10 protein-coding genes are annotated in these 14179 nt (G+C 67.4%); 4 read left to right on the top strand and 6 right to left on the bottom strand.

Translation table 11 applies throughout. The annotated features are described in order from the left end of the window. Positions 1-65: 65 nt before the first annotated feature. From ACFX59_RS09310 to ACFX59_RS09300, 3 genes are all read right to left on the bottom strand, one after another. Complete coding sequence (locus ACFX59_RS09310; protein WP_387431782.1) at positions 66-971, bottom strand: intradiol ring-cleavage dioxygenase; 906 nt, start codon at positions 969-971, stop codon at positions 66-68. A gap of 89 nt (positions 972-1060) precedes the next feature. Continuing rightward, on the bottom strand, positions 1061-2410 hold the full coding sequence (locus ACFX59_RS09305) for an ATP-binding protein (protein WP_387431779.1): 1350 nt from the start codon (positions 2408-2410) through the stop codon (positions 1061-1063). Continuing rightward, positions 2394-3170 carry a response regulator gene (locus ACFX59_RS09300; RefSeq protein WP_387431776.1) on the bottom strand — a complete coding sequence of 259 codons (777 nt, stop codon included), beginning with the start codon at positions 3168-3170 and terminating at the stop codon, positions 2394-2396. Before ACFX59_RS09300 ends, ACFX59_RS09305 begins: the two co-directional genes overlap by 17 nt. A gap of 520 nt (positions 3171-3690) precedes the next feature. On the opposite strand from ACFX59_RS09300, the gene ACFX59_RS09295 reads away from it, so the two are divergent. Continuing rightward, positions 3691-4479: a DUF1206 domain-containing protein gene (locus ACFX59_RS09295; RefSeq protein WP_387431773.1), complete on the top strand. Its 789-nt coding sequence runs from the start codon at positions 3691-3693 to the stop codon at positions 4477-4479. Between the two features lie 31 nt (positions 4480-4510). Here ACFX59_RS09295 and ACFX59_RS09290 read toward each other — a convergent pair whose 3' ends face one another. From ACFX59_RS09290 to manD, 3 genes are all read right to left on the bottom strand, one after another. Beyond that, positions 4511-5566 carry a patatin-like phospholipase family protein gene (locus ACFX59_RS09290; protein ID WP_387431770.1) on the bottom strand — a complete coding sequence of 352 codons (1056 nt, stop codon included), beginning with the start codon at positions 5564-5566 and terminating at the stop codon, positions 4511-4513. A 137-nt stretch (positions 5567-5703) separates the two neighbouring features. Further along, positions 5704-7020: an MFS transporter gene (locus ACFX59_RS09285; RefSeq protein ID WP_387431974.1), complete on the bottom strand. Its 1317-nt coding sequence runs from the start codon at positions 7018-7020 to the stop codon at positions 5704-5706. Between the two features lie 10 nt (positions 7021-7030). Then, positions 7031-8242 (bottom strand): D-mannonate dehydratase ManD, encoded by a 1212-nt coding sequence (gene manD / locus ACFX59_RS09280; protein ID WP_387431767.1) that lies wholly within the window; start codon positions 8240-8242, stop codon positions 7031-7033. Positions 8243-8444: 202 nt separating this feature from the next. On the opposite strand from manD, the gene ACFX59_RS09275 reads away from it, so the two are divergent. The 3 genes from ACFX59_RS09275 to ACFX59_RS09265 all read left to right on the top strand — a co-directional run bounded on the left by ACFX59_RS09275 (position 8445) and on the right by ACFX59_RS09265 (position 14145). Then, complete coding sequence (locus ACFX59_RS09275) at positions 8445-10538, top strand: alpha-glucuronidase family glycosyl hydrolase (RefSeq protein WP_387431765.1); 2094 nt, start codon at positions 8445-8447, stop codon at positions 10536-10538. Positions 10539-10846: 308 nt separating this feature from the next. Beyond that, positions 10847-11002 (top strand): hypothetical protein, encoded by a 156-nt coding sequence (locus ACFX59_RS09270; protein WP_309694574.1) that lies wholly within the window; start codon positions 10847-10849, stop codon positions 11000-11002. After that, positions 10999-14145 (top strand): TonB-dependent receptor, encoded by a 3147-nt coding sequence (locus tag ACFX59_RS09265; protein ID WP_387431762.1) that lies wholly within the window; start codon positions 10999-11001, stop codon positions 14143-14145. Before ACFX59_RS09270 ends, ACFX59_RS09265 begins: the two co-directional genes overlap by 4 nt. Positions 14146-14179 lie beyond the last annotated feature (34 nt).

The raw sequence follows: 14179 nt of genomic DNA, 5'->3' as shown, positions 1-14179 counted from the left end.
ACCCGCAGGAGCCGCTGCGGCATGGCGTGCAAAAGCATCGGCCAAATGCTTTTGCACGAGGGAATTCAGCGGGCGATACCGATCAGCGCGGTCGCGTCGTAACCCGCCGTGACGTTGCCGCTGAGCACCGGCGTCTGCTGGGCGATCTGCGCCGCGCTGTTGTCGCCGAAGATGCCGTCGCTCGACAGCGAAATACGCGCGAACTTCGCGGCGCTCGACGGATAGGTCGTGGCATCGGCATAGACGGTCGAGCAGACGGCGCTCGGCATCGCCAACTGCGAGGTCAGGACCGCATAACGACCGCCCAGCGCATTGGAGAGGCTGGAGAAGACCTCGAAATGCATATGCGGCCAGCGCCCGTCATAGCAGCCGGGGAAGATGGTGGTGAAGCTGACCTGGCCATTGGCATCGGTCACCTGGACCCCGCGCAGATAGCTTTCCGCCGGGGCGGTATAGAGCGAATAGAGCCCCTGCCGGTCGCAATGCCACAGATAGACCGCATAACCCGCGAGAGGTGCGCAGGTGGCGTTGACGTCGACCAGGGTCAGCGTAATCTTCAACAACACGCCGGTCGCGACCGTGGTGGTCGAGAGGAAGCTGGGGCGGATGTCGCTGCGCACGACGCCGCTCACGGTGAGGATGTTGGACGTCCCCCCGGAGGCGGTGTTGGTGCCGTCGCCGGGATAGGGGCCGGCGGTTTCGGCCGGGTCGGCGATGCAGGCCGTGCTCGTGCCGCTGGCGGTCGGCGTGGGGGTAGCGGTCGGTGTTGGTGTCGGCGTGGCGCCGGCGGTGGAGCCGCTTACCACCGCGACGCTGCCCGACGCCGCGTCGCTGCCGCCGCAACCCGCGACCAGCGCGGCGGTGCCCGCACCGGCAAACCACTTCAGCGCGCGACGGCGCGCCATCAGCGTCTCCATGACCTTCAGATCGTCGGCCAGGCTGTGGGCGTGGTCGGGGTGGCGGTCGGACATGCACTCATACTCCTTCGGACAGAAGGAGCATGTCGGCGTGGCGGATTGCCCGGCTATGTCGGGATGCCGCCATGATGTTACAGCGTGTGTCAGCTCGCCAGCGGCAGCACCACACGCGCCATCGCGCCGCGATCGCCATTTTCCAGCGTCGCCGCGCCTCCGTGCCGCGTCGCGATCGACCGGACGATGGCGAGACCCAGCCCGGTGCCGCCGGTGGCGCGGTTGCGCGAGGGGTCGCCGCGCACGAATGGCTGGAACAGCCGTTCCGCCTGCGCCGGATCGATGCCGGGTCCGTCGTCGGCCACCCATATGCCGACATTCCCGCCCGCAATCTCCCACCCGACCCTCGCCCGCTCACCATAGCGCACGGCATTCTCGATCAGATTGGCAAACAGCCGCCGCAACGCCGCCGTATCGCCGCGCACGACCGCACGCGGGCCGGGCATCAGCGTCACGGGCTGACCGGCATCGGCCATGTCTTGGACCAGACTGTCGAGCAGGCTGGCCAGGTCGAGGCGACGCGCGTCGGCCTGGATCGCCTCGTCCCGAGTGAAGGCCAGCGTGGCGGCGATCATCGCGCGCATCTCGCCGATATCGGCGGCGGCGCGGGCGCGGGCGTCCTCGGGCAGCTGTTCGACGCGAAAGGCGAGCCGCGACAGCGGCGTGCCAAGGTCATGCGCGATCCCCGCCAGCATCGCGGTGCGCGCCTCGGCATGATGCGCCAGACGGGCGTGCATCGTCGTCACCGCACGCGCCAGATCGCGCACCTCGCGACTGCCCCCCGGCAGCGCGGGCAGCGCGGCGCCGGTGCCCGCCTGATCGGCGGCGCTGGCGAGGCGGCGCAGGGGCCGGGTCAGCGCGTGGGCGATGCACCAGGCCGGCAGGGACAGCAGCAGGATCGCGACCAGCATCGCCAGCAGGGTGCGGACGTGCCAGCGCGTCAGATAGGGCGGCACATGGCTGCGCACGACCCACCAGCCCGCTCCCTCATGCCAGGCGAAGGTGAAGCTGCCGACAAAGGCATCGCGCTCCGTCTTGCCCGCCGTTTCGGTAAAGGCCAGGACAGCGGTGGGCGAGACGCCCAACTCGGCGGCGAGGCGACGACGGGCGGTGGGATCGGCGACTTCCCCGCTACGGGCCATGGGCGCGGCCCGTTCCCTTCGACGCCGTGGCGGCCCCGGTCCGGGATCCTGGCCATCGGCCGCTTGCGCCACGCCGAGCGGCGGGCCGCCCCGGTCGAAAGGCGGCGGCCCCTTGCCTTCCAGCGTCAACGCGATCGAGCGCAGGCTGCTGGGAAAGTCGAAGGGGGGCGGCCCGGAAAAGGTGACCACGAACGAAATCGCCGTCGCCACCAGGACGGAGACGATGACCAGCAGGAAGATCGGCGCCGCGATCGAGGACCCGCGCCGGTCGCGTCGCCGGTCAGCGACGCTCGACATCGGCCGTGAACAGATAGCCTTCGTTGCGCACGGTGCGGACCAGATCGTCGCCGCCGCGCCCGTCGGATCGTTGCAGCTTGCGGCGCAACCGGCTGATCTGGACGTCGATCGCGCGGTCGAAATGCTCGGCATTGGCCCCGCGCGACTGGTCGAGCAGGAAGTCGCGGGTCAGGACGCGGCGCGGATGCTCGACCAGCACGATCAACAGGCGGAACTCGCCATCGGACAGGTTGATGAGGACCTCGTCCGGATCGAACAGCTGCCGTCCCAGCGGATCGAGCCGCCAGCCCGCGAAGCGCAGATATGCACGCTCCGGCGATGCCGTCTGGACCGAGGCGATCGCAGCCGGCCGCCCCTGGTTGCGACGCAGGACCGAGCGGATGCGGGCGAGCAGTTCGCGCGGATTGGCGGGCTTGGCGATATAATCGTCGGCGCCCATTTCCAGTCCGACGATCCGGTCGACCTCTTCGCCGATCACCGACAGGATGATGACCGGCGGCGCGGTCGTACGGTCGAGGCTGCGAAGCACCGACAGCCCGTCCTCCCCCGGCATCATCACGTCGAGAACGACCAGCGCATAGGCATGGCGCACCAGCGCCGCCCGCATCGCCGCCGCATCCTCGGCGACATCGACGACATAGCCATGGTCGGTGAGGAACGCCGCCGTCAGCTCGCGAATGCCGGGATCGTCGTCGACGATGAGAAGGCGGGTTTCGAGGTCCATGGTCTCGATCGGTTCAGGACGGGCGACGGTCTGCATGACGCCCGGATGCCGTCCCGGTGTATCGCGCGGATTGCAGGGCTGCAACATCAGCAGAACGGGACCGGGGTGTGGCCGGGACGCCACACCGGGATCGGGCCGACCTAGGGCGGATCGACATTCACAATTGCGTCTTCTTCCCCTCTCTCCTGGACAGGGGAGAGGGTTAGCGGAGCTTGCCAGCCTGCTGGCTAGCGCAGCTTGGATGAGGGGTTGAGCGAGCCCAAAGGCTCGCGCGCTCGCTTCGCGAGCGCCCACCCCTCACCCAGCTCCGACTAAGCCTTTGCTCTCGCAAAGGCCAAGTCTGCGCAACCCTCTCCCCTCTGCGAGGGGCGAGGGAAGGATAAGGCATCGCTGAATGTCGATCGCCCCTAGAACTTCGTCGCGGGGCGCGGACCGGAGCGTTCGATCACCCTGTCGCCCAGACGGGTGGGTGCTGGAGCCGCCCCGACCCGAATACGTCGTTCCGATCCGGGAACGAGATCGCCTTGCCCTTGTTTTCGTGGGCAAAGGAGATCGCATGAACGCCAATTCGCGCCTGACCGCCCTCACCCGGATCGGCTTTGCAACGCGCGGCCTGCTCTATCTCGTCATCGCCTTTCTTATCCTTCGCACCGGCAGGGCCGAGGACCCCAGCGGCGCCATCGAGTATCTCGGGCGGGGCGGCGGCCAGATCCTGCTGGGCATCATCGCCGTCGGCCTGGTGGCCTATGGCATCTGGCGCCTGGCCGACGCGGCGCTCGACATCGAGCGTCACGGCACCGACCGCAAGGGCGTGATGGAGCGGATCGGCGCGGGGGTCAGCGGTGCGGTGCACCTTTTCCTGGCGTGGCAGGCCGTCGCGGTGATGCGGGGCGCGGCCCTGTCCGGGGACGGCACGCGCGAAGGGGCGCGAACGGCGCTCCAACTGCCCGGCGGCTGGGCGCTCGTGCTGGTCGGGGCGGTGGTGCTGGCGGCGCTGGGCGCGGTCCAGCTGGTCAAGGCGACGAAGGGGTCCTTCCTGCGCTATCTGGACGCCTCGGTCGCGCGGCAACGCTGGGTGCAGTGGAGCGGTCGCGCGGGATATGCCGCACGCGGACTGGTGTTCCTGATCAGCGGCTATCTGCTCGCACGGGCCGGGATCGAGGAACAGGCGGGCGAGGCCGGCGGCATGGCGCGGGTCCTGTCATGGCTGACCAACCCGTTCGACCTGATCGTCGGCGCAGGCTTGCTGGCGTTCGGACTCTTCAGCCTTGTCGAGGCACGCTATCGGCGGCTGCATGACGTGCCCGTCGACGCGGCGATCCGGCGGGCGACCAGCTGGCATTGATCGGTCCGCGTCCCACCCAGCGATGGGGGGATCAGGCCGCCACCGCCTCGGGCAGGTCGTCATCGGTCAGGGTCGAGGACCGGCGGAACTGACCGGCATTCTCGTCCAGCCACGCCGCCGCCGTCGCCCGCCCCAACTCGCGCAGTTCCTGGATCTTGGACCAGCGGGTGTCGAGCTTGCTCGCCGATCCGCGTTCGGCCAGCGCGGTCGGGGCAGCCATCATGTGCAGATTGGTCGCGGCCAGCGCCTGCATCGCCGGATCGGACGAACCTGCGCTGCGGGCGATGGCCTGCACCTCGGTCAATGCCTTCAGGTCGCGCAGCAGACAGGCGTTAAACCCGATATCGCTCATCCGCCCGATGATCCCGCCGAGTGAGGTTGGTGCCTCGTCCACACCGAAGGGGGTGATCTGCACGATCAACAGGTCGGTCGCGCCATGATGGTCGAAGATCAGCGGCTCCAGCGCGGGGTTGGCGGAAAAGCCGCCGTCCCAATAGTCCTCGCCATCGATCGTCACCGCCGCGAACAGATCGGGCAGGCAGGCGGACGCCATGATCGCATCGACCGTGATCTCGTCGTTGCGGAACAGGCGCGCCGCACCGTTCGACACCGCAGTCGCGGCGATATAGAGCGGCAGCGCCCCGTCGCGCGTCAGGGCGCTCAGATCGATGCTCGACGACACCACCTGACGCAGCGCCCGCATCTCGCGCAGTTGGGGCGAAAGGTGCGCCAGATAGCGGCTCATCATCTTCGACATTTCGAGCGAGCGCCGGAACCACGGCTCGAACAGCGGCCCGCCCCATTGGTGATCGAAGGCGCGTAGCGGCGATCCGTGCGACACCGCCTTCCACAGCCTCTCCAGCCCCGCCAGCGCGCCGTCCCGGCCGCCGACGGCCAGTCCCGCGACCAGCGCGGTGCCGTTCAACGCCCCGGCGCTCGCCCCGCTGACCGCGACGATGTCGATGTCCTCCTCCGGCAGGCGCTCGATCACGCCCCATCCATAGGCGCCGTGCGCCCCGCCCCCCTGCAAGGCCAGCGCCAGCCGAGGACGAGCGGAAGAGGTCGAAGGCGATGCGGTGTCGGTCATGGCGGGCTCCCGAAAGGCGTCCTCACGGGTCTGCGACGACCGTGGTTCGCTTGGGGATGCAACGAGCGCCGCTGGATTTGGATGCAGTGCAGCATGAAGCCGACCCATGGCTGGGTCGGTCACGCCCCGTCCTCGCGTCAGTCGCGTGTCTTCGCGATCCGGACGTCCCGATAGCGCGGGTTGAGCAGGTGGAAGACCAGCAGCGCGACCAGATAGGCCAAGCCGCAGGCGATGAAGAAGGGCTGGTAGCTACCCACCCGGTCGAGCAACATGCCCAGCGCCTTCGACGCGATGAAGCCGCCGGCCGCCCCGGCAAAGCCGCCCAGCCCGATCAACGTACCTTGCGCATAACGGGGGAACTGGTCGCCGGGCAGGGCGAAGAGGTTGGTCGAGAAGCCCTGATGCGCCGCGCAGGCCAGGCCGATCATCGCCACCGCGATCCAGATGCTGCTCGCCTGCGCCGCGAACATCACCGGCAGCGCGAACAGCGCGCAGAAGAACATCGCCCGCTTGCGCGCCCGCCCGGTCGCCACCCCGGCCTTCAGCAGCCGTGACGAATACCAGCCGCCGACGATCGCACCGACATCCGCCATAATATAGATGGCGACAAGAGGCGGCCCAAAGCTCTTGAGATCATAGCCGTAACGGCTGTGGAAGAAATCGGGCAACCAGAACAGGAAGGTCCACCAGACCGGATCGATCAGAAAGCGCCCGGTCATATAGGACCAGGCCTCGCGATGGCGCAGGACGGTGAGGAATCCGGCACGGCCGCTCGTCTCGGCGGGCTCGGTCTCGATCCAGGCGCGCTCCTCGGGCGTGATGCGCGGATGGGCATGGGGCGGGTGATAGAGCCGCCACCAGGCCGCCAGCCAGACGAGGTTGAACAGCCCCGTGATGATGAAAGCCCAGCGCCAGTCGAGCACAAGATCGGCGACGATAAAGCCGATCAGCAGCGGCGTCACCACCGCCCCGACATTGGCCCCGGCGTTAAAGATGCCGATGGCCAGCGCCCGTTCCTTCTTGGGAAACCATTGCGACGCGGCGGCCAGCGCCGAGGGATAGGTCCCCGCCTCCCCGAAGGCGAGCGGGATGCGGGCGATCACGAAGCCGGTGGTCGAGGTGACGAGCGTCTGCGCGAAATGCCCGATGGTCCAGCTGCCCATCGCCAGCAGATACCCGGCGCGCGGCCCGATCCGGTCGATCAGCCAGCCGAACAACAGGAAGCCGATGCCATAGGCGACCTGGAAATAGCCGGTGATGTCGCCGTAACCGCTATTGGTCCAGCCATAGAGCGCGGTCAGCTGCGGCTTGAGCACGCCCAGCACCAGCCGGTCGATATAGCTGAGCACCACGGCGGCGAAGAGCAGGCCGCAAATCACCCAGCGGACCCGCCCGCGCGGCGGCGGCACGGCATGCGCGGCGGTTTCGGGGGCGGTCGCGGCGGCGTTGGCCATGTCGCTCATCTCACCAGCTCCACAGGGTGCCGTCCTCCAGCCGGTTCACCGGCAGATAGGCGCGTTTATAGGGATAGGTTTCCGCCAGTGCCTCGTCGATCTCGACGCCCAGCCCCGGCGCATCGCCCGGATGCATCATCCCGTCCTCGAACCGGTAATGATGCGGGAAAACCGCGTCGGTCTCGTCCGTGTGCGGCATATGCTCCTGGATGCCGAAATTGGGGACCGACAACCCGAAGTGCAGCGCCGCCGCCATGGTGACGGGCGACAGGTCGGTCGCGCCGTGGCAGCCGGTGCGGACCTGATACAGATCGGCGAGCGCGGCGATCCGCCGCAAATGGGTCAGCCCCCCGGCATGGACGACGGTAGCGCGGACATAGTCGATCAGCTGGTTCTCGATCAGATGCTTGGCATCCCAGATCGAGTTGAAGATCTCGCCCACCGCGATCGGCGTCGTCGTATGCTCGCGGATCAGGCGGAACGCATCCTGGTTCTCGGCCGGGGTCGCATCCTCGATCCAGAAGGGGCGATAGGGCTCCAGATCCTTGCCCAGCCGCGCCGCCTCGATCGGGGTCAGCCGGTGGTGGACGTCATGGAGCAGGTGCACGTCCCAGCCCAAAGCCTCGCGCGCGGCGGCGAACAGTTCGGGGACGATGCGCAGATATTTCTCGGTCGACCAGACGCTCTCGCTGGGCAGGTCGGCATCGGCGGGCTCGTAACGCTGTCCCGCCTTGGCGACGCCATAGGTGGAGGCCAGCCCCGGCACCCCGCATTGCAGGCGGATCGCGCGATAGCCTTCGTCGCGGTGGCGGATCGCCGTGGCGATCGTATCTTCGATGCTGGTGCCGTTGGCGTGGCAATAGACCAGGCAGGCGTCACGCGCCGCGCCGCCTAGCAGCTGATAGACGGGCAGCCCGGCGATCTTGCCCTTGATATCCCACAGCGCCATGTCGACTGCCGCGATCGCGGTCATCGTCACCGGGCCGCGCCGCCAATAGGCGCCCTTGTAGAGATATTGCCAGATATCCTCGATCCGGTGCGCGTCGCGCCCGATCAGGCAGGGGATGACGTGATCCTGCAGATAGCTGGCGACGCTGAGTTCGCGACCGTTGAGCGTCGCGTCGCCCAGGCCGGTGCTGCCGTCGTCGCACTCGATCTTCAGCGTGACGAAGTTGCGCCCCGGAGAGGTCACGATCAGGCGGGCGGAAACGATCTTGGGCATGGCGGCGTCCTTCAGGCGACCAGAAACGCGACAGAAGGATGGCCGCGCGAAACGGCATGGCGAATCATTCGATGCCTGCGGCTCATGACGGCCCTCTCCTGTCAGGCAGCCGGTCTGACCGGACTTGCCAATTGGTCTGATAGCGGTAACGTGCGGGTCAAGCGTCGGCTTGTCAATCGCCGACACATCGGGAGAGCATGGCATGAAACGGATTCGCGCATGGGCCACCGCGCTGTCCCTATCCTTGGTGGCGTTGCCCTTTCCGGCGATGGCGGACGATGGCTATGCGCTGTGGCTGCGCACCGCCGCACCGACGGTCGGGCAGGCCGATGTCAGAGTTTCGGGCACGTCCCCGACGCTGGAATTGGCGGGCTCCGAACTGAGGCGCGCCCTGCCCTCGGGCATGCCGCCCGTCATGGTGGCGACCGCTTCGGACCCCGCCCTGCGCACGCTAGGGCTGAATTTCGGCGGGCTGGGCGAGGAAGGGTATCTGGTCCGCCCGGTGACGTTGCAGGGCCGGACCATGCTTCTGATAGCAGGCAACAGCGATCGCGGCGCGCTCTATGGTGCCTTTGCGCTGCTCCGCCATCTCTCCACCGGCGGAACGGCCGATCGGGTCGAGCTGCGGTCCGCGCCCAAGGTGAAGCTGCGCGTGCTGAACCATTGGGACAATCTCGATGGCTCGATCGAGCGCGGCTATGCGGGCCAGTCGCTGTGGGACTGGTGGACGCTGCCCGACTTCCGCGATCCGCGCTATACCGACTATGCTCGCGCCAACGCCTCGATCGGGATCAACGGCACCGTCCTGAACAACGTCAACGCCAAGGCCGACAGCCTGACCGCGCCCTATATCGCCAAGGCGGCGGCGCTGGCCGATGTCTTCCGCCCCTGGGGCATCCGCGTCTATCTGTCGGTCAAATTCTCCGCACCGATCGAGCTGGGCGGACTGAAGACCGCCGACCCGCGCGATCCGGCGGTGGCGGCCTGGTGGAAGGCCAAGGCGGACGAGATCTATCGCGCCATCCCCGATTTCGGCGGCTTCCTGGTCAAGGCCAATAGCGAGGGGCAGCCGGGCCCGCGCGATTACGGGGCCAGCCATGCGGACGGCGCCAACATGCTGGCCGCCGCCGTCAAACCCCATGGCGGCATCGTGATGTGGCGCGCCTTCGTCTATGCCGAGACCGATCCCGAAGATCGCGCCAAACAGGCCTATACCGAGTTCAAGCCGCTGGACGGCAAGTTCGCCGACAATGTGCTAGTGCAGGTGAAGAACGGCGCGATCGACTTCCAGCCGCGCGAGCCCTTCCACCCGCTGTTCGGTGCGATGCCGCGCACGCCCCTGATGATCGAGTTCCAGATCACCAAGGAATATCTCGGCTTCGCGACCCATCTCGCCTATCTCGGCCCGCTGTTCACCGAGGTCCTCGACGCGAAGACCGGGTGGAAGCCGGGCGAGACGGTCGCCGATGTGGTCGACGGCGCGGCGGAGCATCATGCGCTTTCGGGCATGGCGGGCGTCGCCAATATCGGCCGCGACCGCGACTGGAGCGGATCGACCTTCAACCAGGCCAATTGGTACGCCTTCGGCCGCCTCGCATGGGATCCCGACCTGTCGGCACAGGCCATTGCGCGCGACTGGACGGAGCAGACCTTCGGCACCGACCGTCAGGTGGTCGATACGGTCACCGCGATGATGATGGGATCGCGCGAGGCGGTGGTCGACTATACCGGCCCGCTCGGCCTCGCGCATCTGATGGCGACCGGCCATCATTACGGGCCGGGGCCATGGGTGGCCGATCTGGCGCGCCCCGAATGGAACCCGGCCTATTATCACCGCGCCGATGCGGACGGCATCGGCTTCGACCGGACCGCGAAGGGCAGCAACGCGGTCGGCCAATATGCCGCGCCGGTCGCCAAGGCCTTCGCCGACCCGGCAACGACGCCCGAGTCGATGCTGCTCTGGTTCCACCACCTGCCCTGGGATCGCCGCTTGGCGAGCGGGCGCACTCTGTGGGACGAGATGGTCGCGCATCATGATCGCGGCGTCGCCTATGTCGGCCAGATGCAGCGGCAATGGGACATGCTGCGTCCCAAAATCGATGCCGAACGCTGGCAGAAGACCGCGACCTATCTCGCCATCCAGGAGAAGGAAGCCCGGTGGTGGCGCGACGCGAGCCTGACCTATTGGATGTCGGTCAACCATCGCCCCCTCCCCGCCGGGGTCCGTGCGCCCGAGCATGACCTGGCCTGGTACAAGGCGCGGAGCTTTCCCTACGCGCCGGGCCAGGCGCACTGACCGGAGGCGGAGCGAGGCCGGACTATCGCGACGCCTTTGGTCCGGCCGCCTGTGGGGAGTCGGCGCGAGCGGACGGCATGACCGACCTGCCTTGCAACTCCCTGCGCCGACCGCACCGCGACCATGGCGCCCGCGAATGGCGGCCCGCAATCGATAACAGCTTGCAGACAGGCAAAATTCTTCGCCGGGATGCTTTGGTCTAGCCAATTTCATTTGACTTACAGACCAATAGGCCTGACGATACCGCTATCAACGAAGCCGCATCAGACGGTTGTGAGGGGAAGCGGAATGACATCCATGGCATCATCATGCCCGACCCGATCGGGCGTCACGCGGCCCGCATCATCGGCCGCCGCCTTGCCGCACCGCTCGCCCGACGCCTGATCGCCCCGACCGCCATCAATATTCGAATAGCCGCATGTCCCGGCGAAGGGCAGCGGACCGACCGAGAGGACCTGACATGAGGACTGTGCCCCCCATCCGCCTGCGCCGCCTGGCCCTGCTGTGCGCGACCGCCGCCGGCGCCATGAGCGCGTCGACCGCGCTCGCCCAGGCGGTGCCGCCGCCCCAGGAACAGGTTCCCGCCGACGGCCAGGACAATGGCCCATCGACGCCCCCCGCGCCGCAGACCGACCAGACCCAGGGCACGACGAGCGAGGACATCGTCGTCACCGGCTATCGCTCGAGCCTGGCCAAGTCGACCAACGCCAAGCGTGCCTCGACCGGCTTTACCGATTCGATCTTCGCCGAGGATATCGGCAAGTTCCCCGACACCAACATCGCCGAGTCCTTCAACCGCATTCCGGGCGTGACCATCACCCGCGACGTGACCGGCGAAGGCACCAACGTCGCCATTCGCGGCCTGGGATCGAACTTCACCAACGTCACGCTGAACGGTGCGCCGATCGCCGTCGCCTCCTCGGGCGCGACCGACGCGCAAGGCACCGACCGCTCGGTCGACCTCAGCTTCTTCCCGACCGACCTGTTCACCAAGCTGACCGTGAACAAGAGCTATACCGCCGACCTGCTCGAAGGCGGCGCGGCGGGCAATATCGACCTGCGCTCGGCGCGGCCCTTCGATCGCCAGACCTCGTTCGTCGCCTATAACGTCCAGGCGTCCAACCAGACGCCCGAGGACCGGATCGGCGCGCGCGGATCACTGATCGGCAGCTGGCGCAACGACACCGTCGGCATCCTGGCGGGCGTCTCGGCGCAGCGGCTGTTCACCGACACGCGCGGTTTCGAGACGATCGGCTATACGAACCCCGCGCTGACCGCCGCGCAATGCGGCGCGACCAGCGGATGCAACAGCTCCGGCGGCGGCAATTGGACGATCCCGTCGGTCGTGCCTGCGGGCGCGGGCGGCGGCCTGGTGGCGGGGACGACGATCGACCGCAACTTCCTGCTCGCCAACAATCCGGGCGCGACCATCCAGCAGATCGACAACGGCCTGCTGCCGCGCCTGGGCCGCGTCACCAGCATCCGCGGGCCCCGCGACCGCGTCAACGCGATCGTCAGCGCCGAATATCGCCCCACCGACCAGCTGCATTTCTACATTGACGGCCTGTACGGCTTCAAGAAGAACGAGCTGACCCGCGAGAACATGGCGTGGATCGTCCGCAACGGCGCGATCATCCCGACCAACCTGACCTTCGACAAGGCGGATTGCAGCGCGGGCTGCACCGTGACCGGCGGCACCTTCGCCAATGTCCAGTTCTTCAACGAATTCCGCCCCTATACCGAGACGACGCACCTGTTCAGCGTCAATCCCGGCGGCGAGTGGGAGATCAACGACAAGCTCAAGCTGAACATCCAGGGCAATTACGCGCGCTCGACCTTCCACCGCGAAAGCCCGACCGTCGGCATGACCACGCCGCTGGGCGCCGGCAACACCGTCACCTATTCGAACGACGGCGGCATCCCGACGATCACCAGCGCGCTCGACCTGAACGACCCGAAGAATTTCGGCTGGAATGCGGGCAGCCGCGTCAACCTCCAGGACGAGCGGCGGCTGTACATCAACAAGGGGATGCGCGGCGACCTGACCTGGGGCGACACCGCGCTCAACGTGAAGATCGGCGGCGCGTTCGACAATACCGCGCGGCGCATCCGGGGTTTCGATAACAGCCAATATTGGCAGAACGCGGTGTGCGGCAACAATCCCAACGTCGCGGTCCCCTCCCCCAATTCGCAGCCGCCCTGCGAGGGCCTGAACGCGCCCGGCGCGGCGCCCGCCGGCTATCCCACCTATCCGGGCTATGGCACCGGCTATACGGCGGGGATGAGCGGGCCGGTCAACTATGGCGGGTCGCTGATCCCCAACAGCGCGGCGTCGAGCTATCTGATGCCGGGACCGGCCGGGTTCGTGACGGTCAACTGGCCCGCCTTCGCAAAGGCCAGCAACTATCAATTCTATCATGACAACGCCCCCGAAAATGGCGGCGCGAACACCGGCGCGAGCGCGGGCTATATCCGGGAGATCGTCAAGTCGGCCTTCGCGACCGTCAACGGCGCACAGGAACTGGGCGGCAATACGCTGCGCTTCAATGTCGGCGTGCGCTACGTCAACACGATCCAGACGATTTCGGGCCGCGTCTCGCTGCCCGATCCGCGCAACACGACCGCCTCGGGCGCCTCGCTGCCCGATGGCAGCCGCTATCCGAGCATCGTGAACATCGCCAACACGCGCAACGTCTATTCGGAATGGCTGCCCGCCGCGACGCTCGCCTATGACATTGGCGAGCATGCGGTGGTGCGTGTCGCGGGCTCGCGGACGATGACCCGTCCCGATCCGTCGGCGCAGCTGCCGGGCGTCAATTTCGGCGCCCCCTCGGCCGACCAGGCCTCGATCGGCAATCCGGCGCTGGCGCCCTATCTGTCGACCAATCTGGACCTGGGCTTCGAATATTATACCGGGCGGGAAGGCGTGATCAGCTTCAACGCCTTCCGCAAGTCGATCGAGGGCTTCACGACGACCGCGATCTCGACGGTGCCCTTCTCGAACCTGGCGCAATATGGCATCACCTATGACACGCTGAACTCGACGCAGCAGATCGCGATCAACGCGCGAGGCGGGCCCAGCCAGGCGCAGGTGCAGGTCACTTCGCAGGTCAACGTGCCCAACAAGCTGACCATCAACGGCCTGGAATTCCAGTGGGTCCAGCCGCTAGACTTCCTGACCCGCGCGATCGGCATCACCGGCTTCGGCTTCAACGCCAACGCTACCATCGTCGACCAGCGCAGCGACGGCCCCGCCGTGGCGTTCGGCGTCGCGCCCTTCACCTACAACATCACCGGCTATTACGAGAAGAACGGCGTGATGCTGCGCGTCGCCACCACCTCGCGTCAGGGCGCGCAGAATAGCGGCGCGGCGCAGAACGGCATTCCCAATGCCGCACTGTTCGGCACCGACTTCACCACCTATGACTTCTCGTCGTCCTTCGACCTGGACAAGCTGTTCGGCATGCCCGGCGCGCCGCAGCTGACCATCAACGTCGCCAACTTCACCAACGCGACGCTGCGGTCCTATTTCCAGTTCGAGAACGCCACCTTCACCCAGTACAAGCCCGGCCGCCAGTTCCTGATCGGTCTGCGCGGAACGTTCTGACCCTCTGCTTCGGCAGGCCCGGCGGAGCCGATCG

Origin of the sequence: Sphingomonas sp. NCPPB 2930 (assembly GCF_042867205.1) — a bacterium.
Classification (GTDB): domain Bacteria; phylum Pseudomonadota; class Alphaproteobacteria; order Sphingomonadales; family Sphingomonadaceae; genus Sphingomonas.
Note: the sequence above shows the minus strand (reverse complement) of the source record. Positions and strands in the feature narration are given on the sequence as shown.

Coding starts and splice junctions, on each gene's coding strand:
- ACFX59_RS09310 (WP_387431782.1), bottom strand. CDS start 971: ATGTCCGACCGCCACCCCGACCACGCCCACAGCCTGGCCGACGATCTG.
- ACFX59_RS09275 (WP_387431765.1), top strand. CDS start 8,445: ATGAAACGGATTCGCGCATGGGCCACCGCGCTGTCCCTATCCTTGGTG.
- ACFX59_RS09265 (WP_387431762.1), top strand. CDS start 10,999: ATGAGGACTGTGCCCCCCATCCGCCTGCGCCGCCTGGCCCTGCTGTGC.
- ACFX59_RS09290 (WP_387431770.1), bottom strand. CDS start 5,566: ATGACCGACACCGCATCGCCTTCGACCTCTTCCGCTCGTCCTCGGCTG.
- ACFX59_RS09295 (WP_387431773.1), top strand. CDS start 3,691: ATGAACGCCAATTCGCGCCTGACCGCCCTCACCCGGATCGGCTTTGCA.
- manD (WP_387431767.1), bottom strand. CDS start 8,242: ATGCCCAAGATCGTTTCCGCCCGCCTGATCGTGACCTCTCCGGGGCGC.
- ACFX59_RS09300 (WP_387431776.1), bottom strand. CDS start 3,170: ATGCAGACCGTCGCCCGTCCTGAACCGATCGAGACCATGGACCTCGAA.
- ACFX59_RS09270 (WP_309694574.1), top strand. CDS start 10,847: ATGCCCGACCCGATCGGGCGTCACGCGGCCCGCATCATCGGCCGCCGC.
- ACFX59_RS09285 (WP_387431974.1), bottom strand. CDS start 7,020: ATGGCCAACGCCGCCGCGACCGCCCCCGAAACCGCCGCGCATGCCGTG.
- ACFX59_RS09305 (WP_387431779.1), bottom strand. CDS start 2,410: ATGTCGAGCGTCGCTGACCGGCGACGCGACCGGCGCGGGTCCTCGATC.